This is a genomic window from Ochrobactrum sp. SSR (assembly GCF_030067775.1).
Taxonomy (GTDB): domain Bacteria; phylum Pseudomonadota; class Alphaproteobacteria; order Rhizobiales; family Rhizobiaceae; genus Brucella; species Brucella teleogrylli.
Window position 1 is genome coordinate 1,520,783 of record NZ_CP125969.1, and the last position, 23,556, is coordinate 1,544,338.

Here is a 23,556-nt window from a genome sequence, read left to right on the forward strand (position 1 = left end):
CCCGCCATTCCATGCTCGCAAGATCATGTGTCGCAATATTGAGACAGTTGCGTCAGATGATTTTGCCAGCAGTTCAATGAGGGCGAATGATCTTGAGACGGTTCAGCTTGCGATGCAGCGTCGCCCGGCTGATGCCCAGAAGCCCTGCGGCGGCGGAAATATTCCCTTCCGCGCGGGCCAGCGCCCGCAGGATGACGCCGCGTTCCGACTCTGCCATATCCTCGCGCGGATCGGCATTCCAGCCGAGAATATCGGCAGCAGGCAGCGGGCCCGCCAGCGCCGCATCGTCAAGGCCGAGCGCCAGACGCGCAGCCCGTGTCGCGCCGATTACCAGATCGTCCTTATCGACCGCGATCAAGGCGCCGCCGCTGCGGTCCACGCTGGGCGCAAGCATGATGCGCGCCTTTGGAAAAGCCTGCCGGAAATTTTCCGCCTCTATCCGGCGCGCCGCGTCGATCACCGCCACCGAAATGAGCTGCGCAAAGGCTTCCGTCAGATCGGAGCGGCAGGATGAAACATCGAGCGCGGCCATGAGGCGACCCTGATGATCGTGGATCGGGGCCACCGTGCAGGACAGTCCGACATTGCGCGAATGAAAGTGCTGGTCGCGGTGAATGGTCAGCGCGCGCTGTTCGACAATACAGGTGCCGATACCGTTTGTGCCTTCGCTTTCCTCGCTCCATACCGCGCCCGTCCAGAGGCCCCAGCGATAGAAGGTGTCGTCGTCGCTGGCCGCCCCGCGCCGCTCGACCGGCACGCCTTCGCTATCGGCCAGAAGCACGCAGCAGCCGACACCGCCGACCGCCAGGTAAAGGCGATCCATGCTGGCCTGCGCCACGCTGACCAGCCGCTCCACCCGCTCGTGCGCGGTGCGGAATTCACCTTCTGAAAGTGTGCGCACCGCACCGGGGGCGGCAGGATCGAGCTTGTGCAGTTCGGCAGAACGCTGCCACGACGCCACCAGTGCCGAGCGGGCAGACCCGCCGGTGTGGATTGCGGACAGAATACGGTCCGCATGAACCCTTTCTTGCGGTGCACCCATCTTTCTCCTCCCAGGAAGGCTGGAACCGCTGAATTCGTCTTGAACATGCCCGAATGCAGGACCGCTGCGCAGTCTTGCCGGAATGCTCGTCAATGAATAATGGCTTTTTCCCCCACAACTGGCAAGCGCATCATCGAAACGACGAGAAAACGGCCCGGCGGAGATAGCCGCCGGGCCGCAAGGTCAACTGATGGGAGGTATGTATTGTCAGGGGTATGCGCCTCGTGAGAGACGATTGCATGAACGGTGCGGAACCAATCTAAGTGATGACACCCGGACAAAAATACACCAGTCCGAGTGGTATCGGGAGGAAACGATCAGCATCCGCACCGCATTCATAAAGTACTGTTTTAAAATTTTCAAGTATAAAAGTCTTTAAGTACATTAGTAAACTATCACGTCAAAGAATAATTGAAAATTACAAACATTTGATTGCGATTAAGCGCCAGCAACAAATCGGGATTGCATTTTTTCTTCGTCTTGCAGGTAATTATTCAGTCCCTCTACTTCTGCCGCATTCAGACGAAGGCCGAGTTTTGTGCGCCGCCAAAGGATATCCTCTGCCGTGCAAGCCCATTCATTTTCAATGAGATAGGTGACTTCCGCCTCATAGAGATCGGCGCCGAAATGGCGACCAAGATCGGCAAGCGATGCGGCCTTGCCAAGCAGGTGATGGACGCGCGTTCCGTAGAGCCGGAACAGGCGACGCGCATGGTCTGGCGACAGAAATGGATAAGCCGACTGTATTTTCCGCAACTCGCTTTCGAAAGCAACTTCCTGAAAATCCCCGCCCGGCAGCGCTGCCGCATGGGTCCACGGCGCGCCCTTTTTGCCCAGATGATGCTCGATTTTTTCCAGCATGTGTTCGGCAAGTTTGCGCGCCGTCGTCAGCTTGCCGCCAAATACATTGATCAGCGGCGCAAGACCGGCTGGCGCATCATCCTTCAGAACATAGTCGCGCGTTGCTTCCTGCGCCTTGCTGGCGCCGTCATCATAGAGCGGACGCACGCCGGAATAGGTCCAGACCACATCTTCGCGCCGCACAGGCTCGGCGAAATATTCGCTTGCCGCCGCGCAGAGATAGTCGGTTTCAGCCTCGGTGATCGCTACCTTGGCGGGGTCACCCTTGTAATCCTGATCGGTGGTGCCAATCAGGGTAAAATCATCTTCATACGGGATTGCAAAGATGATGCGCCCATCATTGTTCTGGAAAAAATAGGAGCGCGGATCGGCAAATTTCTTGCGCACCACGATATGGCTGCCCTGCACCAGACGAACATTGTGCAATTGCCTGTCGCCTTCGACGCCCTGCAAAACCTTGTCGGCCCAAGGACCGGCGGCATTGACCAGCAGGCGGGCGCGAATTTCTTCGCGACGCCCGGTCTCCGTGTCCTCGACTGTCACCGTCCAGCCTTGGCTGTCGCGGCGCGCCGCCACAACTCTGGTCCGCGTACGGATCGACGCGCCACGGTCGGAAGCATCGCGCGCAGTCAGTGCCACGAAACGGGCATCATCGACCCAGCAGTCGGAATATTCAAATGCCTTGGTGAAAAGCGGCTTCAGCGGTTTGGCGGCGGCGTCGGTGCGCATATTCAATGTGCGTGTCGCCGGAAGTTTCTTGCGCCCGCCCAGATGATCGTAGAGGAACAGGCCCAGCCGCAACAACCACGCGGGCCGCACGCCGCCCTTGTGATAGGGCAGCACAAAGCGCATCGGATGGATGATATGAGGCGCATTCGCCCACAGCACCTCGCGTTCCATCAGCGCCTCTCGCACCAGACGAAACTCGTAATGCTCCAGGTAACGCAGGCCGCCATGGATCAGCTTGGTGGCACGGGATGAGGTGCCGCTCGCCAGATCGTTCATTTCCGCCAGGAAGACGGAAAAGCCGCGCCCGACCGCATCACGCGCAATGCCGCATCCATTGATGCCGCCACCAATAACGAAAATGTCGAATATGTCTTCCTGCGCCATGGCAAACCTTAAAAGCGGTTTCAGAGCGCTTGCAGCAGACAGACGCTCGAACATTCATTTTAAGGCGCGTGACAGCACGCGCCTCAGAAACACCAAAGCGAATATAAAACTATTTAATATGAAAGCAAAGCGAAAATAAACGAAACCGCCGCGCTTTGACTTCTCTCGCTGACTGTCTGATCAAAAAACGGCAGGCCGTGGCGAAAATGGTGATTTCGAGAACCGGAGCGCAGCGTACTTTTTTGTACGTGAGCACCGGAAGCGCAGAAATTGCCATTTGCAGCCCGGCATGGCGGCTTTTGGATCAGACGGGGAGCGTTTCGATCAGCTCAACCTCATGTTCTGAACAAAGATCGCGCAGCTGCTGCGAGGTGCAACGGTCGGTGATGAAGGTATTGATCTGCGAAATATGGCCGATGCGCACCGGTGCGGTGCGTTCCAGCTTGGTGGAATCGGACACCAGAATGACGTGGCGCGCATTGGCGATAATCGCTTGTGCGACTTTCACTTCGCGGAAATCGAAGTCGAGCAGCGCGCCGTCCTCATCCATCGCCGACGCACCGATGATGGCGTAATCGACCTTGAACTGGCGGATGAAATCGACCGCCGCCTCGCCCACAATACCGCCGTCGGACGAGCGGACCACGCCGCCGGCGATGACCACTTCGATAGAGGTGTGCACGCGCAGCGTGTTGGCCACGTTGATATTGTTGGTGATGACCATCAGCTCGCTGTGATCGATCAGGGCATGGCTGACCGCTTCGGTCGTAGTGCCGATATTGATGAACAGCGATGCGCCATCCGGAATGATATCGGCTGCGGCCTTGCCGATCGATTCCTTCTCGCGGGCGGCGATCCGGCGGCGCGCCTCATATTCCATATTTTCCACGCCGGACGGATAGAGCGCGCCGCCATGGATGCGGCGCAGCAGCCGTGCGCGACACAGATCGTTGAGATCCTTGCGCACGGTCTGCGGCGTCACGTCAAAAGCCGCGGCCAGATCGTCCACCAGAACCTGCCCCTGTCGGCGGGCGAGTTCCAGAATTGCATTGTGACGAGGGGTAAGCTGCATTTTTTGCCCGCGCTGAGTTTGTTAGAATTGCGAGCCTGTAATGTCTCTGTTTTCGAAGAGAAAGCAACCGCCTTGCACATATGCTGGACGTCTGAAACCGCTCAATCGTCTCCCAGGCCGTTATTGTACATATTGTGCAGCTTGCAGGCCACTTCGGTCCGGTTGGCGGCGCCGATCTTGCGCATGATGTTATGAACATGCGCTTTCACGGTGCCTTCGCTCATGCCGAGTTCGAAAGCGATCACCTTGTTGGAGCGACCGATACGAATCGCATGAACCACCTCGATTTCGCGCGCCGTCAGCAATTCGCCCAGCGCATCCTCGTCAATATCGGGCGGCGGCGCTTTGACAGCCATGGAGGCTGGAATATACATGCCGCCCGCGCTCGCCAGATGGATCGCCTCGACGCAGACCCTGACATCGACGGAGGTTGGAATATACCCCCTCGCGCCAATTTCCATGGCCCGCACGACCTGCGCCCATTCCTCCCGCTCGGCGAGAAGCACAATCGGCGATGGCGCCCACATCTCCACGAGAGATCGAATTTCTTCGGAAAAGAACGGATCGGCAAGCCGCTTGGCCCCGATATGCAGCAGAATGACGGCGCTTCCGCTGAAAAGCTTTGCCTGCTCGATGGACGCATAGCACGTCACCGGCATTTTCAGCCCATTCATCAGGAGCCCGTTGAAAAGGCACTCCCGCTCCAGATTGCTCTTGCACACAAGCAGCAGATGGCGATCACTGTTCGGCAGAACGCCGACACCGACCGCTCCATTATCTCTATCTTCCGGTACAGCCCACAGGCTGGCACCCCTTGCATCCAACATCGGCGCGTCTCCCCGGCACGAAGGTTACTTACTCCTACACAGTGATCCGCCGTTCCCGCCGTCACAGGTTCGGTATTTAAATTATGCTTATGACTTATATTAACGAAATTCCCCCATCCAATGGCCCAATATTGCTACCTCGCAGCAATCGTGTCATTAATTTATGTTAGCAAGTACGAAAATTTATCTTGTCCGTAAGAGCGACTTAAACAATAGGAAGATATAAAACTATATCTTTCGTTTAGTGCGGAAGTGTTATGCATAGTGGTAGAGGCATCGCGGCACCTTCCGTGGGGGCGCTGATCGACTTGTTGGAATCTTCGCCGATTCTGGCGGACCTCGACGCACATGCCATTGGTGCTTTGGCTTCGCTTGTCGTCACCGAGAACAGTTTTACCACCGATACCATCATCATCGAACAGGGCGAGCGCGTCAGAAACGTGCATATGGTCGTGTCCGGCTGGGGCTGTGTCTATCGCGACCTGTCCGGCGGGCAAAGGCAGATCATCGACTTTCCGATGCGGTGCGATTTCATCGGCCTTCGCACCGCCGACGGCTATAGCTACAATACAATATCGGCCATTACGCCGATGAAAGTCATTGAAATTCCAGTGGCTTCGCTTGAAAGCGCCATTCGGCGCGTGCCGCGTCTGGCGATGATCTTCATTGAGCTTTTGTCACGACAGCGCGCCATGCTGATCGAGCATCTCACCAATGTCGGACGCCGCAGCGCCTATGTCCGCACCGCGCATCTGCTCCTGGAACTGTCTGACCGGGTCAAGGCCAGCTGCGTCGATGATCCCGATTCCTATTATTGTCCGCTGACGCAATATCAGCTGGCCGATGCGCTTGGCCTGACGCCGATCCACCTCAATCGCATGTTGCGGGATCTGCGCGAGGAAGGGCTTGTGCTGTTCCGTTCCAACCGGGTCGAGATTCTGGATCGCGCGCGTCTGGTGGCGCTTGCCGAATATGACGGCGAATTCATGCGCATGTCGGTTTTCGGTCGCCATCAATAGAAAAATATGTGCGAAGGGAAGAGTTTCTGGAAAAATCGGGAACAGCTTCCAGCATCTGAATGGTCGGAGTGAGAGGATTCGAACCTCCGACCCCCTCGTCCCGAACGAGGTGCGCTACCAGGCTGCGCTACACTCCGAACCAGTCGGTCGCAGCCAGTGGCGCAACCGTTGAGGCGGCTTATAACGCTGCATTTTTGATGCCGCAAGTGCATGACGCAGTTTTTTTGCCGCCACACTCAAACCTGCTCATAAATGTCACAGGATCAGAGCACTTCCGCCGGAAAGACGGGCGTAAAGCCCGCGCCATAGGCGACGAAATGCGGGTTGGCGAAGCCCTTCACGCCCTGTCCGGCGCGCTGGCCATAAGCGAACGGCTTGCCGTCAAGGGTGGCGGTCATGCCGCCGGCGGCACGCAGCACAGCGTCGCCAGCCGCCGTGTCCCATTCCATGGTCGGGGCAAAGCGCGGATAGATATCCGCCTCACCGCGCGCGATCAGACAGAACTTCAACGACGAACCGACCGAAACATGGCCGGAAATCTGATTTGCCTGCAAAAAGCGCTGGGTTTCGGGCGTGTTGTGCGAACGGCTGCACACGGCAATGCGTTCCGCGGCACCTTCCCGCGCTCGGATTGCACGCCGGCGGGCAATCTTGTGATCCGCAGTGGTTTCCGCTTCCTCGGCGCGGTTGCCCGTGCCGGTAAAAAGCAGATTGCGCGCCGGGGCATAGACGATGCCCGTGACCGGCACGCCATCTTCGATCAGGCCGATATTGACTGTGAAATCGCCGTTGCGCAGCAGAAACTCCCGCGTGCCATCCAGAGGATCGACCAGCAGAAAGCGCCGTCCGAAATGGGATGGAAGGCGGCCCGCGGAAACCTCCTCCTCGGCCACGACCGGAATATCGGGCGCGACCGACGAAAGTGCGGCAAGGATGATCGCCTCGGCGGCGCGGTCTGCTTCCGTGACGGGCGATTCATCCTTTTTATGTTCGACGGCGCAGCCATCGACATAATGCTTCATGATGACCCGGCCAGCCTCAAGCGCTGCTTGTTCAAAAACGGCGAGCAAGGCTGCGCCATTCGGGTCTGCTTTGGGAGAGGCTGGAATGTTCATCGCTCAGATCGACCAGGAATCGCTACCATAACTGCCGATGATACCACGCTCGGCCAGATACTTTTCTACTTCCGCGACCAGTTCGTCAACATTGCGCCCCGTCGTATCGAGGCGCAGTTCCGGCGAGGCTGGCGCTTCATAAGGCGAATCGATGCCCGTGAAGGACTTGATTTCGCCACGCAGCGCCTGCGCATAAAGACCCTTTGGGTCACGCGCAATGCATTCCTCAATCGGCGTATCGACGAAGATTTCAATGAACTCCCCTTCCGGCAGCCGCGCGCGAACCGTATCGCGCTCCGAGCGGAACGGGGAAATGAACGAAACCAGCGTGATCAACCCGGCATCGGCCATCAGCCGCGCCACTTCACCGACGCGACGGATGTTTTCCGCCCGATCCGCATCGGAGAAACCAAGATCGCTGTTGAGGCCGTGGCGGACATTGTCGCCATCGAGAAGATAAGTGTGCTTGCCCAGCGCATGCAGGCGCTGTTCCAGCCGGTTGGCGATGGTGGACTTGCCCGACCCCGAAAGGCCGGTGAACCACAGCACTGCTGGCTTCTGGAATTTCTGCGCGGCCCGTGTCTTTCCGTCGAGGTCGAGAGCCTGCAAATGCACATTGGTCGCCTGACGCAACGCACTGTCGATCATTCCGGCACCAACTGTCGCGTTGGACACCCGGTCGATCAGCACGAAAGCGCCGGTAACGCGGTTCTCGGCGTAAGCGTCGAACACAATCGGGTCGGCCGTCTGGAGGTGGCACAAGCCGATCTCGTTGAGGTCCAGATGGGCCGCATCCTCACGGGCGAATGTGTTCACATCGGTCCGATATTTGATCTCGCTGACCGTCACCGGCGTCTGGTCGGTTTCGGTGCGCAGGAGATAGGACCGTCCGGGCTGCAAGGCGTCCTCGCCGAACCAGACGATATTGGCTGCGAAACGATCCGCCACTTCCGGCCGTGCTTCCGCGCCGACCAGCATATTGCCGCGTGAAACTTCGATCTCGTCTTCCAGCACCAGTGTGACGGCCTGTCCTTCCGAGGCGCGGGGCAGATCGCCATCATAGGTCGCGATGCGCTTTACCCGCGACTGCTTGCCGGATTTAGCTACGACGACCGTGTCGCCTGCCGCAATCGAACCGGAGGCGACCGTGCCGGAAAAACCGCGAAAATCGAGATTGGGCCGGTTCACATATTGCACCGGAAAGCGGAATGGCCTGGCTGCCGCTTCCGTATCGATGCGTACGGTCTCCAGATGTTCGAGCAGATGCGGGCCATCATACCAGTCGATACGCGGCGACAGGCTGGTGACATTGTCGCCATAGCGGGCCGAAAGCGGGATCGGCTGGATACTGGCAAAACCGAGATCTTTGGCGAAGCTCATATAATCGGCAACGATGCGGTCGAAGGCCTCTTGCGAGAAATCGACAAGGTCGATCTTGTTGACCGCAAGCACGATATTGCGAATGCCGAGCGCCGAGGCAATGAAGGAATGGCGGCGCGTTTGCGTCAGCACGCCCTGCCGGGCATCGATCAGCACCACTGCCAGATCGGCGGTCGAAGCGCCCGTCGCCATATTGCGCGTATATTGCGCATGGCCCGGCGTATCGGCGACGATGAACTTGCGGCGCGGCGTGGAAAAGAACCGATAGGCGACATCGATGGTGATGCCCTGTTCGCGCTCGGCCTCCAGACCGTCAACCAGAAGCGCGAAGTCGAAATCGTCATCTGTCGTGCCGAATTTGCGGCTGTCGTTCTTAAGCGCTGCAAGCTGGTCTTCGAAGATCAGCTTGGTGTCATAGAGCAGACGCCCGATCAGCGTCGATTTACCGTCATCAACGGAGCCGCAGGTGAGAAACCGCAAGAGCGTCTTGCGCTCCTGATCGGCCAGAAACTCGGTCACCGCTGCGCTGGTGACGGAAGGCTTCAACCCGGCATTCATCAGAAATAGCCCTCGCGCTTTTTCTTTTCCATGGAACCGGCTTCATCGCGGTCGATGGCACGGCCCTGACGTTCCGACGTGCGGGCGATCAGCATTTCCTCGACAATATCCGAAAGGCTGGAGGCGCTGGATTCAATCGCCCCGGTCAGGGGATAGCAGCCAAGCGTGCGGAAACGCACCAGCCGCTCTTCCACCTTTTCACCATCGCGCAGCTTCATGCGGTCGTCATCGACCATGATCAGCATGCCGTCGCGCTCCACCACCGGACGGCGGGCGGCGAAATAGAGCGGCACGATGGGGATGTTTTCCTGCAGAATATATTGCCAGATATCGAGCTCGGTCCAGTTGGAGAGCGGGAAGACGCGGATCGACTCACCAGCCGCAACGCGCGTATTGTAAATCTTCCACATTTCAGGCCGCTGGTTCTTCGGATCCCAGCCATGCTGCGCATTGCGGAATGAGAAAATGCGCTCCTTGGCGCGGGATTTTTCCTCATCGCGACGCGCGCCGCCAAAAGCCGCATCGAACTTGTACTTGTCGAGCGCCTGCCGCAGACCGACCGTTTTCATGACATGGGTATGGACATTCGAACCATGGGTGAATGGGCCGACGCCCTCGCGCACGCCATCCTCATTGATATGTACCAGCAGCTCGAAACCCTTTTCGCGCGCCTGTGCGTCGCGGAATTCGATCATCTCGCGGAATTTCCAGGTCGTATCGACATGGAGAAAGGGAAAGGGCGGTGGTGCGGGATAAAACGCCTTCATCGCCAGATGCATCATGACCGACGAATCCTTGCCCACCGAATAGAGCATCACCGGATTGGAGAAGGTTGCTGCGACTTCGCGAAAGATATGGATCGCTTCTGCTTCGAGACGTTGCAGATGCGTCAAATTCTTGGTCAGGGATGCATGATGCACGACATTAACTCCCGGAAACCGGATAGAGACGAGAAAGCAGGATTACGGTTCTGACGGAGCGAAATCGGCACCCTGGCTAAGTTGCGCGCATTGTCGTGAAAAGAAGCCGAAAAGTGAAAGAATGCTTTCGCGTATTAGCGATTGCCTGCGCCAAAAACTTGCAGTCTTTCGCACAAGGCCGGAACAAACTTGCGCCGCCGACAAAAAGTGAAATTTGGCGTAAATGTCGGAAAATCCTACTAAAATTGTGATATTTAGCAGTTTTGGAGCGTTCACGCCGGGCAAATTCTTGCTCAAAAAGAGCGGCCACCGTCGGGCATCTTCTGCCGCGCGCGATAAGGATGGAACGGTTTTTGGAGGGAGATTTTTGAAAGCACCCAAGGGGCCAAACCGCCGTGGGGCTTAGAGTGGATCAGAGCAGGCCGAAGGTACGCGCCTTGGCGACTGCCTGAACCTTGTTCACTGCAACAAGCTTCGTCAGTACATTGCTGATATGAAAATTGACGGTACGGGTCGAAATATTGAGGATTGCCCCGATAATTTCGGCGGTTTTTCCTTCACTCGTCCAACGCAGGATTTCACGCTCCCGTGCCGTCAGACAGACTTCACTGGCGCAATTCAGCCGCGGCACATTGACCAGTTCGAACATCGACAGATGCAGGAGATTGGTCACCAACTGCAATTGACGCCGCAGGGCTGTGACTTCGGCTGCAGTCAGCGGCTGGCCGCTGCGCAGGAATGTCAACATTCCAAACACGCCCTGTGCCGCCCAGCATGGTTGTGAAATACCGACCTTCAAGCCAAACGCTTGCAGATCAGCCCATAATTGCGGCGTTTCGGCAAAAAGCTTCGGCGACCAGACCAGCGGGTCGATGCTGTGCAGGCCGAGCCGGACAAGGGGATCGATCTCAACATATTTTTTGCTGGCATAGAGTGCAGTCCAGCCTTTCGGCATATCTTCGTAACGCACCCATTTGACCGCCCCATTCAAGGACGGAACCGACATGACATAAGAAACATGATCAAAGCCGATTTCGCGGGCATATTTTTTTTACATATTCAAACAATTTGTCCGCATTACCGGCGGACTGCATGGCATCGCATAACAATTCCCATTTCATTGCTGCCATCCTAATATTTTGTTTTCAATAACTTCGCACAATACAACTTTAACGCTCACAAAATTTCGAACGCACAGCCTTAAATAGCATTTTCCTGTAACTCTCTCCAGAAGGATTGCTTCCAAAAAGCAGCGTGAATTTCGCAAAACCTCTGTTTTTAAACAGTTATGCCATCGTGGGATAAGAAATATTGCAAACAAAAAAAGCCTCGCAACGTGCGAGGCCCTTCTTCTTGAGGTTGTGACAGCTGCGTCGGCTATGCCGCTTCGTCCGTAACATTGCCGGGGGTGTAATTGAGAATCGGCGCGAGCCAGCGCTCCACCTCCCCGACGCTCATATCCTTGCGGTTTGCATAATCCTCGACCTGATCGCGCTCCACCTTGGCGACACCGAAATAATAGCTTTCCGGGTGGCCGATATAGAGGCCCGAAACCGACGAGCCCGGCCACATGGCATAGCTTTCGGTCAGTTCCACACCCGTCTCCGCCGTTGCATCGAGCAGACGGAACAGGGTGGTCTTTTCGGTGTGGTCGGGTTGTGACGGGTAACCCGGAGCCGGGCGGATGCCCTTGTAAGGTTCGCCGATCAGTTCTTCCGGCGTATAGGTTTCTTCGGTCGCATAGGCCCAGAATTCCTTGCGCACGCGCTCATGCATCAGTTCCGCAAAGGCTTCGGCAAAACGGTCGGCCAGCGCCTTCACAAGAATAGCGGAATAGTCGTCATTGGCCCGCTCGAAACGCTCGGCAATCGCCACTTCGCCGATGCCCGCCGTGACGACGAAGCCGCCGACATAATCCTGCTTTCCGCTCTCGACGGGCGCCACGAAGTCGGACATGGCGACATTCGGGCGGCCATCGCGCTTACCAAGCTGCTGACGCAGCGTGAAGAAGGTGGCCAGCTCCTCTTTCCGGCTCTCGTCGGTGAACAGCCGGATATCGTCGCCGACCGCATTGGCGGGCCAGAAACCAACCACGGCTTTCGGCGTGAACCATTTTTCGTCGATGATCTTCGTCAGCATAGCCTGCGCATCAGACCAGAGCTGGCGCGCGGCCTCGCCCTGCTTTTCGTCCTCAAGGATTGCCGGATAGCGCCCTTTCAGCTCCCAGGTCTGGAAGAATGGCGTCCAGTCGATATAGCGCGCAATTTCGGCCAGATCGTAATCGTCGAATGTCTTCGTGCCGGTAAAGCTTGGCTTCACCGGTGCAAATGCGTCCCAGTCGAGCTTGTGCGCATTGGCGCGGGCGCGGGCAAGCGGCAGGCGCTGCTTTTCCGCTTCGCTACGCGCATGGGCGGCTGCAACCTTGGCATATTCCTCGCGGATGCCATCGACATAATTGCCCTTGGCTTCCGGCGACAGCAGGCTGGATACGACGCCGACCGCGCGGCTGGCATCGATCACATAGACCGTCTGGCCGCGCTCGTAACGCGGATGAATTTTCACCGCCGTATGGACGCGGCTCGTGGTCGCCCCGCCGATCAAAAGCGGAATGTCGAAACCTTCGCGTTCCATTTCCGCGGCCACATGTGCCATTTCATCGAGCGATGGCGTGATGAGGCCGGAAAGGCCGATGACATCGACCTTCTCTTCACGCGCCACCTGCAAAATCTTCTGCGAAGGCACCATGACGCCGAGATCGATAATCTCGTAATTATTGCAGGCCAGCACGACGCCGACGATATTCTTCCCGATATCGTGCACGTCACCCTTCACGGTCGCCATCAGCACCTTGCCGGCGCTCTGACGCTCGCCGCCCTCAATGCCATTTTCGGCATTGCGGCGCTTTTCCTCTTCCATGTAAGGCAGGAGGACGGCCACAGCCTGTTTCATTACGCGGGCGGATTTCACCACCTGCGGCAGAAACATCTTACCCGCGCCGAACAGATCGCCAACCACATTCATACCGGCCATCAGCGGGCCTTCGATGACGTGCAGCGGCCGTTCGGCAGCCTGACGCGCTTCTTCCGTATCGGCTTCGATATATTCGGTAATGCCGTTGACCAGCGCATGTTCGAGACGCTTTGCCACCGGCCATTCGCGCCAGGCCAGATCTTGCGCCTTGGCTTCCTTCGAGCCTGAATCGCGGAAACGTTCGGCAATCTCCAGCAGGCGTTCGGTCGCGTCGGAGCGGCGGTTCAGCACCACGTCTTCGCAGGCCTCGCGCAGCTCCGGATCAATGGCATCGTAGACCGCCAGCTGACCAGCATTGACGATACCCATATCCATGCCCGCCTGAATGGCGTGGTAGAGGAACACGGCATGCATCGCCTCACGCACCGGCTCATTGCCGCGGAACGAGAAGGACAGGTTCGACACGCCGCCCGACACATGGACATGCGGCAGGGTCGCCATGATTTTCCGGGTCGCTTCGATGAAATCGACGCCGTAATTATTGTGTTCCTCGATGCCGGTCGCCACCGCGAAGATGTTCGGGTCGAAAATGATGTCTTCCGGCGGAAAACCAACCTGCTCGGTCAGAATCTTGTAGGCCCGACTGCAGATTTCGATCTTGCGCGCTTCGGTATCGGCCTGTCCGGTTTCGTCGAACGCCATGACCACGACCGCCGCACCATAAGCACGGACGAGCTTTGCGTGATGAATGAAGGCTTCCTCACCTTCCTTCATCGAAATGGAGTTGACCACCGGCTTGCCCTGAACGCATTTCAGGCCAGCCTCAATCACTTCCCATTTGGAGCTGTCGATCATGATCGGCACGCGGGCGATATCCGGCTCGGCGGCGATCAGATTGAGAAATTCGACCATCGCCTTTTCGGAGTCGATCAGGCCCTCATCCATGTTGATGTCGATGATCTGCGCGCCATTGGCGACCTGATCGCGCGCCACATCAAGGGCGGCGGCAAAGTCACCGGCCTTGATCAGCTTGCGGAACCGGGCGGAACCCGTCACGTTGGTGCGTTCCCCGACATTGACGAAGGGAATGTCCTCGGTCAGCGTGAACGGCTCAAGGCCCGAAAGGCGCATCAGTGGGGCAACCTTGGCAGGTTTGCGCGGCGGGTGCTTTGCAACAGCCTCGGCAATGGCGCGGATATGGTCCGGCGTGGAGCCGCAGCAACCGCCAACCACATTGACCATGCCGTCGCGGGCAAAGCCCTCGATCTGGGCAGCCATCGCCTCCGGCGTTTCGTCATACTGGCCGAACTCGTTCGGCAGACCGGCATTCGGATAGGCGCAGATGAACGTATCGGCGATATTCGACAATTCGTCCAGATGCGCGCGCATGGCATTGGCGCCGAGTGCGCAGTTGAGGCCGATGGTGAACGGCTTGGCGTGACGCAGCGAATGCCAGAATGCCGTTGGCGTCTGGCCGGACAGGGTGCGGCCGGAAAGATCGGTGATCGTGCCGGAAATCATCACCGGCAGGAAAATGCCCTTCTCTTCGAACACTTGCTCCGAAGCGAAGACGGCGGCCTTCGCATTCAGCGTGTCGAAGATGGTTTCAATCAGGATGATGTCGGAACCGCCGTCGATCAGCCCCCGGATCTGCTCGGCATAGGCAACACGCAGATCGTCGAAGGTGACGGCGCGGAAGCCGGGATTATTGACATCCGGCGACAGCGATGCAGTGCGGTTTGTCGGTCCAAGAGCGCCCGCGACGAAACGGCGGCGACCGTCCTTCTGCTCGGCGCGCAAGGCAGCGCGACGCGCAAGGCGCGCACCGTCGCGGTTCAGCTCATAGACCTGCTCTTCCATGCCGTAATCGGCCTGGGCAATCGTCGTGGAGGAGAATGTATTGGTTTCGAGAATATCCGCGCCCGCAATGGCGTAGGCGTAGTGGATTTCCTCAATGGCCTTTGGCTGCGTCAGCGTCAGAAGGTCATTATTGCCCTGAAGCTGACAATCACAGGCCCCGAAACGCTCACCGCGGAAATGCTCTTCATGGAAGCCAAGCCCTTGAATCTGCGTTCCCATCGCCCCGTCGAGGATCAGAATACGCTCGCGCGCCGCTTTGGTCAGCGCGGCCAGCACCTCCGAACCATCGGGCTGAGCCGCCGTTGCACCGAAAAGATCGTCGAGGGAAGACGCCATAAGAGTACCGCCTGTATTCTGATATGCACAATCGCAGGAGGTCGCTTAATGACATAAACATATCTTTATGTCAATTATTGTTCAGCTCTCGAAGCATTATATGTACCCGCTATAAACTGCTCGCTTTGGGCTGCAGGCAGCTCTGTGTTCCCTCCCTGGTCTGTTGCAGCACAGAAGAAATCGTGACTGGTGAAAGCCACCGCTCCGCCACAATGGGCGAGCAAAAATACGCACATAAACGATTGCTTTGATTAGGAGAGACCTATGAAAAGGTTTGGTTATTCCGTTTTTGCCGCGTGTCTGTCGCTGGGCATGGGCCTGTCCGCCGCTGCCGGGACAGCCAATGCGGCGCAGCCCTCGCTGATGGCGGCCCCTACCACGGCACCGGCTCAGGCATCGGCACCTACTGCGCAAACGGTGCAATATTACGATTATCGCGACGACCGGCGCTATTGGCGCTACGACCGTCCGCGTTACCGGCCCTATTACAGACATGACCGGCGTTACTGGGGTCCGGGTCCTGCCTACCGTCCGGCACCGACTTACCGCAGCCGCAACCCGCATACCCGCTGGTGCTACAGCCGCTATCGGTCATACCGCGCCTATGACAATACGTTCCAACCCAATTACGGGCCGCGCCGCCAGTGCTATTCGCCTTATCTATAAGGCCGCGACCAACGAAAAAGCCCCGCATTGCGGGGCTTTTCTCTCAATTGCTTCGAAATATTGATGGCTCTCAGGTGACGTAGGCACCGATAGAAGCCGCGACAAGGCCGATTGCAACGGCAATCATCACGCCATAAACGCGCGGCTTGTCGAAAAGAACGGCGAAAGCTGAAAACCAGCCGACGACCGCTGCACCAAGCGCGAAAAGAAAACCCGGCTTGTCGCCATGATAAAGGTTTGCCGCCATCAGCCCGCCGATGATCAGCGCGCCGAAAACGATCATTAACCCCGTGGCATAACGCTCATAATCGTCCATTTAAATTCCTCGGTTCCGATCTCGCGAAAACTGCGACGGAAACTTATATCGACCCGTTTGGCCATTTAAGGGCATGGAATCTCTCATGCCACGATCCTGACCTTCCCGCTCACACAATCATTATTCGGAACGTTCTTCAACCATTTCGCAGCGCCATACGCTGCAAATGTTGCAACTTATCGTTTCCAGTCGCCGTTCGTCGCGAAATCCGTGCTATATTGATACGTATGGAACCGTCCGGAATCACCATCTTTGAGACGCCGATTGGCCCGTGCGGCATTGCCTGGCGCGGTGCAAAAGTCATTGGTGTCGAAATCGGCGATACGGACGAGAAAGAAACCCGTTACCGCCTTGGTGAGCGGGTGGGCGAACAGTTTTCCGATGCTCAGGCCGATGTGCCAGCCTTTGTAACGCAAGCCATCGAAAAAGTGCGCGCGCTTCTCGACGGCGGATCGCCGGATTTCTCGCAAACGCCGCTAGCGTTCGAATCGCTCCCCGACCTCAACCGGAAGGTTTACGAGATTATTCTCGAACTGAAGGCGGGCGAAACCACTACATATGGCGCGATTGCCAGACGACTTGGTGACGTGAGCCTGTCGCAAGCGGTCGGTTATGCACTTGGCAAAAACCCGTTTCCGATCATCGTGCCCTGTCACCGGGTGCTCGGTTCCAACGGCAAGGTCGGCGGGTTTTCGGCGGCGGGCGGCACGGCGACGAAACTGAAGCTTCTCAATATCGAGCGCGCCAAAATCTCCAGCGAGCCAGATCTATTCGGCGGCCTGCCACTTCAGGAACGACCACAGGCGGAGTGGTAACTACTCTTTATCAGTGACAACATCAGCGGAAAAACGCAATTCGCGCATCGGGCGCACGAGTTGCGTCGTGGCGTCATAGGTCGGATGTTTCTTGAAAGCGAAAAGCGCTTCTTCATCCTTGAACTCGGCATAGACGACGAGATCGATGCGGTCGCACATCGGATCGACCCTGGAATTCGGCAGAACTTCGAAGACTTCGGAATGCGGGATGGTGGCAAGCTGCTCCAGCCCTTTTCTGACTGTCTCGATATCCTGACCTTGCTTGACGCTGAAGAAAACAATGTGCCGGATCACGCATCGACTCCTGTAAATGACAAGGCGTATCTAGCGCATCAAGACAGCCAAAAAAATGGCAAGTTTGAGCGATGTGTCTAACTAGCCTTTACCCGCCGCCAGGCGAACCCACCTTCCGCCGGAATGGAACCGCGCCCCGGCTGATAGTAACCGGGTGTATCGACCAGACGGTTTTCGCCAAGACGGCTCTGGGCGACCTTGTTGGTCACCTGAAGACTGTCGAAGCCGGTGCGCAGCATCAGCGCCGCCTGATCGATCAGCACATCGCCGACGGCGCGCAACTCACCCGCAAAACCTTCGCGGCGCAGAATCTCGGCCTTGGAATAGGAGCGACCATCGTTGAAAGCCGGGAACTGCAAGGCGATCAGCGGCAGGCTGCCCAGATCATTCAACAGCGGTTCAATCGCTTCGCCCGGCGCAACCGAAACGCCGATGCGGCGGTTGGAGGCGCGGCGGCGCTCTTCATCTAGGCCGAGCCAGACGGCGAGCGGAATGATGATCGCCGGGGCATCGCCCGCAGCTTCAAGATCGTCGGCAAAGACATAATCGTCTTCGCGAAAGCCATCGGAGGACCAGAGTTTGGTTTCGTTGATATCGCTCATTTCCGCTCGGTGGCTCCCAATGTTTTAAGGCTGTCGGCAAGGCCAGTCAGATGGATGCCACATTCTGTCTTTTCTGATCCCGCCCAGCGTCCGGCACGCTGGTCTTCGCCGTCGTTCACGGGCCGCGTGCAAGGCATGCAGCCGATGGAACGATAGCCCTGCGCAGTCAGAGGATGCGGCGGCAGATCGTGCTTTTCAGCGTAGGCCTTGAGGTCTGCTGCCTGCAAACGCGCTAGCGGATTGATACGAATGCGCGGGCCGACCGATTCAAACACCGGCAAGCTTTCGCGTGTCGATGCCTGAAACTGCTTGCGGCCCGTCATCCAGGCGCGATAGGGCGCGACGGCGCGCGCCATCGGCTCAACTTTGCGGATGAAGCAGCAGCGGTCCTTATCGGTCATCGACAGCGCGCCAAACGGATCATCGCTTTTAAGACTGTCCTCAAGCGGCAGGATATCCTGCACATCGGTCAGCCCCAGCCGGTCCACCAGATCGTGACGATAATCGAGCGTGGCCCGGAAATGCTTGCCCGTATCGAGAAACAATACCGGTGTCGCCGGATCGACTTCCGAAATCATATGCAAAAGCACAGCCGATTCCGCCCCGAAGGAAGACACAACCGCGATCTGCCCGTCATAGAGTTCACGCGTGACGAGCGCGATCACTTCCTGCGGGGTAGACGCGCCGTGGCTTGCCTCCAGAAGGCGGGCTTCGGCGGCAGCACTTTCTTCAGCATCAAGCTGCACGGCTTATTTCTCCATAAAGCGCGCGTTTGAACGGTTCCATGCCAACGCGGCGATAGGCGGCCAGGAAGTTTTCCTCTGGGCTTTCACGCAAGGCGAGATAGGTATCGACCACCGTTTCGATGGCATCCACCACTTCTTCCGACGAAAAGCCGCGACCGGTGATTTCACCTATGGTCGAATGCTCGTCCGCCGAACCGCCAAGCGTGATCTGATAGAGTTCCTCACCCTTTTTCTCGACGCCCAGAATGCCGATATGACCGACATGGTGATGGCCGCAGGCATTGATGCAGCCGGAAATCTTGATCTTGAGATCGCCGATTTCGAGCTGACGCTGCTGGTCGCCGAAGCGTTCGGAAATGCGCTGCGCCACCGGAATGGAGCGCGCATTGGCAAGGGCGCAATAGTCGAGACCGGGGCAGGCGATGATATCGGTGATGAGACCGGCATTCGGCGTCACCAGCCCATCCGATTGCAGCAGATCATAGACGGCTGCAAGATCGGCCTTAGCCACATGCGGCAGGACCAGATTCTGCTCGTGGCTGACGCGGATTTCGTCGAAAGAATAGGTTTCGGCAATATCCGCCACCAGTTCCATCTGCTCGGCGCTCGCATCGCCGGGAATACCGCCGATGGGCTTCAGCGAAATGGTGACGACCGCATAATCCGGGTTCTTGTGCGGCGTGACATTGCGCGCCACCCAGCTTGCAAATTCCGCATCGGCCTTCTGGGTAACAGCCAGCACTTCCCAGCCTTCCGGCCGTTGCGGCAACTTCGGCATGCGGAAATAGCTTTCAATCGAGTCGATATCGCGCTGCGGCAGCTTCAGCTCGCCATTGCGGATTTCTTCCCATTCAGCATCGATCTCGCGGGTCAGTTCTTCAACGCCCGTTTCATGGACGAGGATCTTGATGCGCGCCTTATATTTGTTGTCGCGACGGCCATGCAGATTATAGACGCGCACGATGGCCGTCACATAGGTCAGCATGTCCTCGATGGGCAGGAAGTCACGAATCTTCTTCGCCACCATCGGCGTGCGGCCCTGACCGCCGCCGATATAGACAGCAAGGCCCAGATCGCCCGCCTCGTTCTTCTTCAGCTGCAAGCCGATGTCATGTACCTGAATGGCGGCGCGGTCATGGTCCGAGCCGACAATGGCGATCTTGAACTTGCGCGGCAGATAGGAAAATTCCGGATGCAGCGACGACCATTGGCGCAGGATTTCGGCGAAGGGGCGCGGATCGGCCACTTCGTCGGCGGCAGCGCCTGCGAAGTGATCGGCAGTCACGTTGCGAATGCAATTGCCGGAGGTCTGGATGGCGTGCATCTCGACTTCCGCCAGCTCTTCCAGAATGCGCGGCACGTCCTTCAGCGCAGGCCAGTTATACTGGATGTTCTGGCGCGTGGTGAAATGGCCAAAGCCGCGATCATAGACGCGCGCAATGTGACCAAGCTTTCGCAACTGGCGGCTCGACAGCGTACCATAGGGAACCGCCACGCGCAGCATATAGGCGTGCAATTGCAGGTAAAGGCCATTCATCAGGCGCAGCGGACGGAACTGTTCTTCCGTCAGCTCTCCGGTCAGGCGGCGCTCAACCTGATCCTTGAACTGGGCAACGCGGGCCGCAACGAAATCGCGGTCGAATTCATCATAACGATACATAGTCTAAATCCAGATCAGAGCATTTCCAGCAAAAGTGGGAACCGGTTTTGCGTCCGGAAATGCGTCAACAGATATTACGAGGCGCGCTTCAAAGCAGGCTTGTCGAGGGGCAGATCACCAAAGGTCACGATGGTCGGGCCGGAAAGGCGGATCCGCTCGCGCAGGCGGATCGGGTAAAGCCCCTCCTCGCGCTCCTCAACATCGATCACATTCACATCGACAACCAGATTGGCTTTCGCTGCAACCTTGCCCGCGTCTTCCAGCGCCGTCACAGCTTCGGCGTGGCGTGCAACCAGCGCGCCGTCGATGGTCTCCTGCCACGAACCATCGGCACCGAGCCACACAGCCTGCCCGTCGATCAGCCGGTTTGCAGTGAGAACTTTTACGACCATTTCCAAACTCCAAACTTTTGTTAACCGCGCATCCTGCGGGTTTAGGCTGCGACGGAAACCGGCTTGAGGGCCAACGCTTCGGCTTTGTCGATTGCGGCACCGGCGACCGCATCGCCAATGATCACCATGACCGGGCCGGAAAGCTCCTTGCGGCTTTCCAGATCCGGCAAATCCTTCAGCGTGCCGTGGAATAGGCGCTTGTCCTGCCGGCTCGCATTTTCCACCACCGCCACGGCGGTATCTTCATGCAGGCCCGCACCAATCAGGCGTGCGGCAACCGATGCCGCGACCGTGGAGCCCATATAGACGGCAATGGTTGCGCCGGAGACGGCAAGCTTGGCCCAGCCCGGCAGCACATCGCCCGTCATATCGTGACCAGTGGTGAACACCAGCGACGAGGCGACACCGCGCAGCGTCAGCGGCAATTCCATATCGGCAGCGGCGGCAAAGGCCGAGGTGATGCCGGGCACGATTTCGAAACCGATACCAGCGGCACGCAGCGCCGCCATTTCCTCGCCTGCGCGTCCGAACACCAGCGGATCGCCGGATTTCAGCCGCACAACGCGCTTGCCTTGCCGCCCCAGCGAAACCAACAGGCGATTGATCTCTTCCTGGCTTTTGGAATGGCAGCCCTTGCGCTTGCCGACGGCGAGGCGTTCGGCATCGCGGCGGCCCATGGCAATCACGCCTTCCGGCACCAGCGCATCATGCACGATGACATCGGCTTCCATCAAAGCGCGGTGGGCGCGCAAGGTCAGCAGGTCTTCAGCACCCGGTCCGGCACCAACCAGCCAGACATAACCGGCGGCATTGTCGCGCTGCTCGATCAGGTCGCTCGCAGCCTTATACGCTTCCGCGCGATCACCATTTTCAATGGCGCTGGCAACACGGCCCGAAAAGAAGCCGCGCCAGAAGCTGCGGCGCGCCAGCCCCTTGGGCAATGCGCGCTCGACCAGCGGACGCCAGCTTTCGGCGAAATGCGCAAGCTCGCCAAGGCGCGGCGAAAAGGCGGCATCGATACGTGCACGAACCATCTGCGCCAGAACCGGAGCGCTTCCTTCCGAGCCGATGGCAATCGTCAGTGGCGCGCGGTTGACGATGGCAGGCGTCAGGAAATCGCAAAGGGCAGGACGGTCAACGACATTGACCGGGATCTTCTGCGCCTTGACCGCAGCGGCAATGGCGCGATCCTGCGCTTCGTCGCCGGTTGCCACGAAAACAAGCTTCGCGCCTTCGATATGTTCCGGCGCAAAAGGTGCCGCCACATGCTGCACACCATGGCTTGCGATGAACTCGGCCAGATGATGTTCCGTTTCCTCGGCAACGATGCGAAGGCGTGCGGATGTCTGCGCCACAAGGCGCGCCTTGTTCAAAGCTTCCTCGCCGCCGCCAACGACGACAACCACCTCTTCCGACACCCGGAAGAAGGCAGGAAAATCAGCCAGTAAACGCTTTTGCGGTAGAGACACGATGCCATCCTTGAGAGCATTTCCAGCGAACGCGGATACCGTTTTCGCGTGCGGAAATGCGTCTTGTGAAAGTTGGCGCCATTATCCATGGAGAGCGGGAGATTTATAAGAAACGGGCTTGCGCGCGAAAATGATGGCGAGCATCACTTTTTCTCAAAACAGCCGTTTGCGGGATTTTAATTTCCCGTAAGGCCGGAAATATATCCCACAATTTTTATAGGATTTACATAGGCTTATCGATAAGCGCCACTCGAGAAGAAGGCCGGAACGTGTTTTGGCCAGCGGCGCGGCAGCACGGCAATCAGGTCGAAACGAAGAGACAGACGGTCAAGGTCGGGCTGGCGTTGCAGCCAGAGATCAGCTGCGGCTTCGATACGGCGCATGGCCTGCGGCGTGACGGCCAATTGCGCTGCTTCGAGACTGCTGCGCGCCTTGACCTCGACGATCAGCACCAGATTACCCCGTCGGGCGATCAGATCGATTTCGCCGAGCCGTGTCCGATAGCGCCGCGCGACAATGCGAAAACCTTTCAAAAGAAGCACCATCGCCGCAAAGCGTTCGGCGCTATGTCCGCGAAAGAAAGCAACGCGCTTTTTCTCGCGGAGGTCTGTCATCGCTGATCCGATTTCAGTTGCATAAGACGCTGATAGAGAACCGATTTCTGCCCGCCTGTCATGCGCGCCGCCTCGCCTGCAGCCTTGGATGGCGGCAATTCGGCGGCAAGCGACAGAAGCAGCTTGTCGATGTCTTCCTCGCTTTGCGGAATTGTGTTGCCTGTCGGCGGGCCGACCAGCAGAACCACTTCGCCGCGAATGCGATCCTCACCGTCGAATTCCTTCGCCAGTTCGCCCAACGGAGCAGTGCGAATGGTTTCATAGGCCTTGGTCAGTTCGCGGCAGAGCGCGCCCAGACGATCCGACCCGAACACTTCGGCCATTTCGGCCAGCGTCGCCGCTGTCCGATTTGGCGATTCGTAGAAGACCAGCGTTGCGTCGATTCCCTTGAGACTTTCGAGCTTCGTCTGCTTTTGCCCGTGTTTTGAAGGCAGGAAGCCGCAGAACATGAAGGCGTCGGTCGGCAGGCCCGAAGCGGCGAGTGCGGCCAGAACGGCGGAAGCACCCGGAATGGGAACGACACGAATACCCGCCTCGCGGGCTTCGCCGACCAGACGAAAGCCCGGATCGGAAACGAGCGGCGTGCCCGCATCCGACACCAGCGCAACGCTTTTGCCCGCTGACAGCGCGGCAATCAGCTTTTCTCCGGCTTCGGCGGCATTGTGCTCGTGATAGCTGATCGGGCGGCGGGAAATGCCGTAGCGGTCGAGGAGAACACGGGTCACACGCGTATCCTCGCAGGCCAAAACATCGGCTGCGGCGAGCGTTTCGATGCCGCGCAGCGTCATATCGCCAAGATTGCCGATCGGCGTCGAGACGATATAAAGCGCGGGTTCCAGCGGACGGGCGCGCATGGCTGTGCCACCCACCACATAATCGCGCCGTGCGTCGCCCATATCCTCAGTCATT

General features: G+C 58.1%; 20 protein-coding genes, 1 tRNA gene and 1 pseudogene. 3 read left to right on the top strand and 19 right to left on the bottom strand.

The annotated features are described in order from the left end of the window. Positions 1 to 73: 73 nt before the first annotated feature. The 4 genes from QLQ11_RS07250 to QLQ11_RS07265 form a co-directional block, all read right to left on the bottom strand. Positions 74 to 1,042, bottom strand: coding sequence for a GAF domain-containing protein (locus QLQ11_RS07250; RefSeq protein ID WP_109368213.1), 969 nt, complete (start codon positions 1,040 to 1,042; stop codon positions 74 to 76). A gap of 438 nt (positions 1,043 to 1,480) precedes the next feature. Then, a complete protein-coding gene (glpD, locus tag QLQ11_RS07255; RefSeq protein WP_109370149.1) occupies positions 1,481 to 3,016 on the bottom strand; it encodes a glycerol-3-phosphate dehydrogenase in 1,536 nt (511 codons plus the stop codon). A 304-nt stretch (positions 3,017 to 3,320) separates the two neighbouring features. Then, positions 3,321 to 4,088: a DeoR/GlpR family DNA-binding transcription regulator gene (locus QLQ11_RS07260; protein ID WP_109368212.1), complete on the bottom strand. Its 768-nt coding sequence runs from the start codon at positions 4,086 to 4,088 to the stop codon at positions 3,321 to 3,323. Positions 4,089 to 4,189: 101 nt separating this feature from the next. Then, a complete protein-coding gene (locus QLQ11_RS07265; protein WP_109368211.1) occupies positions 4,190 to 4,915 on the bottom strand; it encodes a response regulator transcription factor in 726 nt (241 codons plus the stop codon). 257 nt (positions 4,916 to 5,172) lie between these two features. Between QLQ11_RS07265 and QLQ11_RS07270 the strand changes: the two genes are divergently transcribed. Then, entirely contained in the window at positions 5,173 to 5,934 is a 762-nt protein-coding gene (locus QLQ11_RS07270; RefSeq protein ID WP_109368210.1) for a Crp/Fnr family transcriptional regulator, read from the top strand. A gap of 60 nt (positions 5,935 to 5,994) precedes the next feature. On the opposite strand, the gene QLQ11_RS07275 is transcribed toward QLQ11_RS07270, so the two are convergent. The 6 genes and pseudogenes from QLQ11_RS07275 to metH all read right to left on the bottom strand — a co-directional run bounded on the left by QLQ11_RS07275 (position 5,995) and on the right by metH (position 15,073). Continuing rightward, positions 5,995 to 6,071, bottom strand: a tRNA-Pro gene (locus QLQ11_RS07275). Between the two features lie 126 nt (positions 6,072 to 6,197). Continuing rightward, positions 6,198 to 7,049, bottom strand: coding sequence for a 3'(2'),5'-bisphosphate nucleotidase CysQ (gene cysQ / locus QLQ11_RS07280; RefSeq protein WP_109368209.1), 852 nt, complete (start codon positions 7,047 to 7,049; stop codon positions 6,198 to 6,200). A 3-nt stretch (positions 7,050 to 7,052) separates the two neighbouring features. After that, positions 7,053 to 8,987, bottom strand: coding sequence for a sulfate adenylyltransferase subunit CysN (gene cysN / locus QLQ11_RS07285; RefSeq protein ID WP_283736020.1), 1,935 nt, complete (start codon positions 8,985 to 8,987; stop codon positions 7,053 to 7,055). Then, a complete protein-coding gene (gene cysD / locus QLQ11_RS07290; protein ID WP_109368207.1) occupies positions 8,987 to 9,907 on the bottom strand; it encodes a sulfate adenylyltransferase subunit CysD in 921 nt (306 codons plus the stop codon). The genes cysN and cysD overlap by 1 nt, the downstream gene beginning before the upstream one ends. A 412-nt stretch (positions 9,908 to 10,319) precedes the next feature. Beyond that, positions 10,320 to 11,028, bottom strand: a pseudogene (locus QLQ11_RS07295) (LuxR family transcriptional regulator). A 256-nt stretch (positions 11,029 to 11,284) separates the two neighbouring features. Then, a complete protein-coding gene (gene metH, locus QLQ11_RS07300; protein WP_109368206.1) occupies positions 11,285 to 15,073 on the bottom strand; it encodes a methionine synthase in 3,789 nt (1,262 codons plus the stop codon). Positions 15,074 to 15,337: 264 nt separating this feature from the next. On the opposite strand from metH, the gene QLQ11_RS07305 reads away from it, so the two are divergent. Next, positions 15,338 to 15,739, top strand: coding sequence for a BA14K family protein (locus QLQ11_RS07305; protein WP_124915165.1), 402 nt, complete (start codon positions 15,338 to 15,340; stop codon positions 15,737 to 15,739). A 70-nt stretch (positions 15,740 to 15,809) separates the two neighbouring features. Here QLQ11_RS07305 and QLQ11_RS07310 read toward each other — a convergent pair whose 3' ends face one another. After that, positions 15,810 to 16,055 carry a hypothetical protein gene (locus tag QLQ11_RS07310; RefSeq protein WP_006465911.1) on the bottom strand — a complete coding sequence of 82 codons (246 nt, stop codon included), beginning with the start codon at positions 16,053 to 16,055 and terminating at the stop codon, positions 15,810 to 15,812. 227 nt (positions 16,056 to 16,282) lie between these two features. On the opposite strand from QLQ11_RS07310, the gene QLQ11_RS07315 reads away from it, so the two are divergent. Then, entirely contained in the window at positions 16,283 to 16,870 is a 588-nt protein-coding gene (locus QLQ11_RS07315) for a methylated-DNA--[protein]-cysteine S-methyltransferase (RefSeq protein WP_283736019.1), read from the top strand. On the opposite strand, the gene QLQ11_RS07320 is transcribed toward QLQ11_RS07315, so the two are convergent. The 8 genes from QLQ11_RS07320 to rsmI form a co-directional block, all read right to left on the bottom strand. Then, the gene (locus QLQ11_RS07320; protein ID WP_109368204.1) at positions 16,871 to 17,164 is read right to left on the bottom strand and encodes a Dabb family protein; all 294 of its coding nucleotides are present in this window, start codon (positions 17,162 to 17,164) and stop codon (positions 16,871 to 16,873) included. A 77-nt stretch (positions 17,165 to 17,241) separates the two neighbouring features. Beyond that, positions 17,242 to 17,766, bottom strand: a complete 525-nt coding sequence (locus QLQ11_RS07325; protein WP_109368203.1) for a DUF934 domain-containing protein — start codon at positions 17,764 to 17,766, stop codon at positions 17,242 to 17,244. Beyond that, positions 17,763 to 18,512 (bottom strand): phosphoadenylyl-sulfate reductase, encoded by a 750-nt coding sequence (locus QLQ11_RS07330; RefSeq protein ID WP_109368202.1) that lies wholly within the window; start codon positions 18,510 to 18,512, stop codon positions 17,763 to 17,765. The genes QLQ11_RS07325 and QLQ11_RS07330 overlap by 4 nt, the downstream gene beginning before the upstream one ends. Next, complete coding sequence (locus QLQ11_RS07335) at positions 18,502 to 20,172, bottom strand: nitrite/sulfite reductase (RefSeq protein ID WP_109368201.1); 1,671 nt, start codon at positions 20,170 to 20,172, stop codon at positions 18,502 to 18,504. The genes QLQ11_RS07330 and QLQ11_RS07335 overlap by 11 nt, the downstream gene beginning before the upstream one ends. Before the next feature lie 74 nt (positions 20,173 to 20,246). Next, the gene (locus QLQ11_RS07340) at positions 20,247 to 20,564 is read right to left on the bottom strand and encodes a DUF2849 domain-containing protein (RefSeq protein ID WP_109368200.1); all 318 of its coding nucleotides are present in this window, start codon (positions 20,562 to 20,564) and stop codon (positions 20,247 to 20,249) included. A gap of 41 nt (positions 20,565 to 20,605) precedes the next feature. After that, on the bottom strand, positions 20,606 to 22,033 hold the full coding sequence (gene cysG, locus QLQ11_RS07345) for a siroheme synthase CysG (protein WP_124915164.1): 1,428 nt from the start codon (positions 22,031 to 22,033) through the stop codon (positions 20,606 to 20,608). A gap of 233 nt (positions 22,034 to 22,266) precedes the next feature. Then, positions 22,267 to 22,647 (bottom strand): YraN family protein, encoded by a 381-nt coding sequence (locus QLQ11_RS07350; RefSeq protein WP_109368198.1) that lies wholly within the window; start codon positions 22,645 to 22,647, stop codon positions 22,267 to 22,269. Beyond that, a complete protein-coding gene (rsmI, locus tag QLQ11_RS07355) occupies positions 22,644 to 23,555 on the bottom strand; it encodes a 16S rRNA (cytidine(1402)-2'-O)-methyltransferase (protein WP_109368197.1) in 912 nt (303 codons plus the stop codon). The genes QLQ11_RS07350 and rsmI overlap by 4 nt, the downstream gene beginning before the upstream one ends. Position 23,556: the final 1 nt, after the last annotated feature.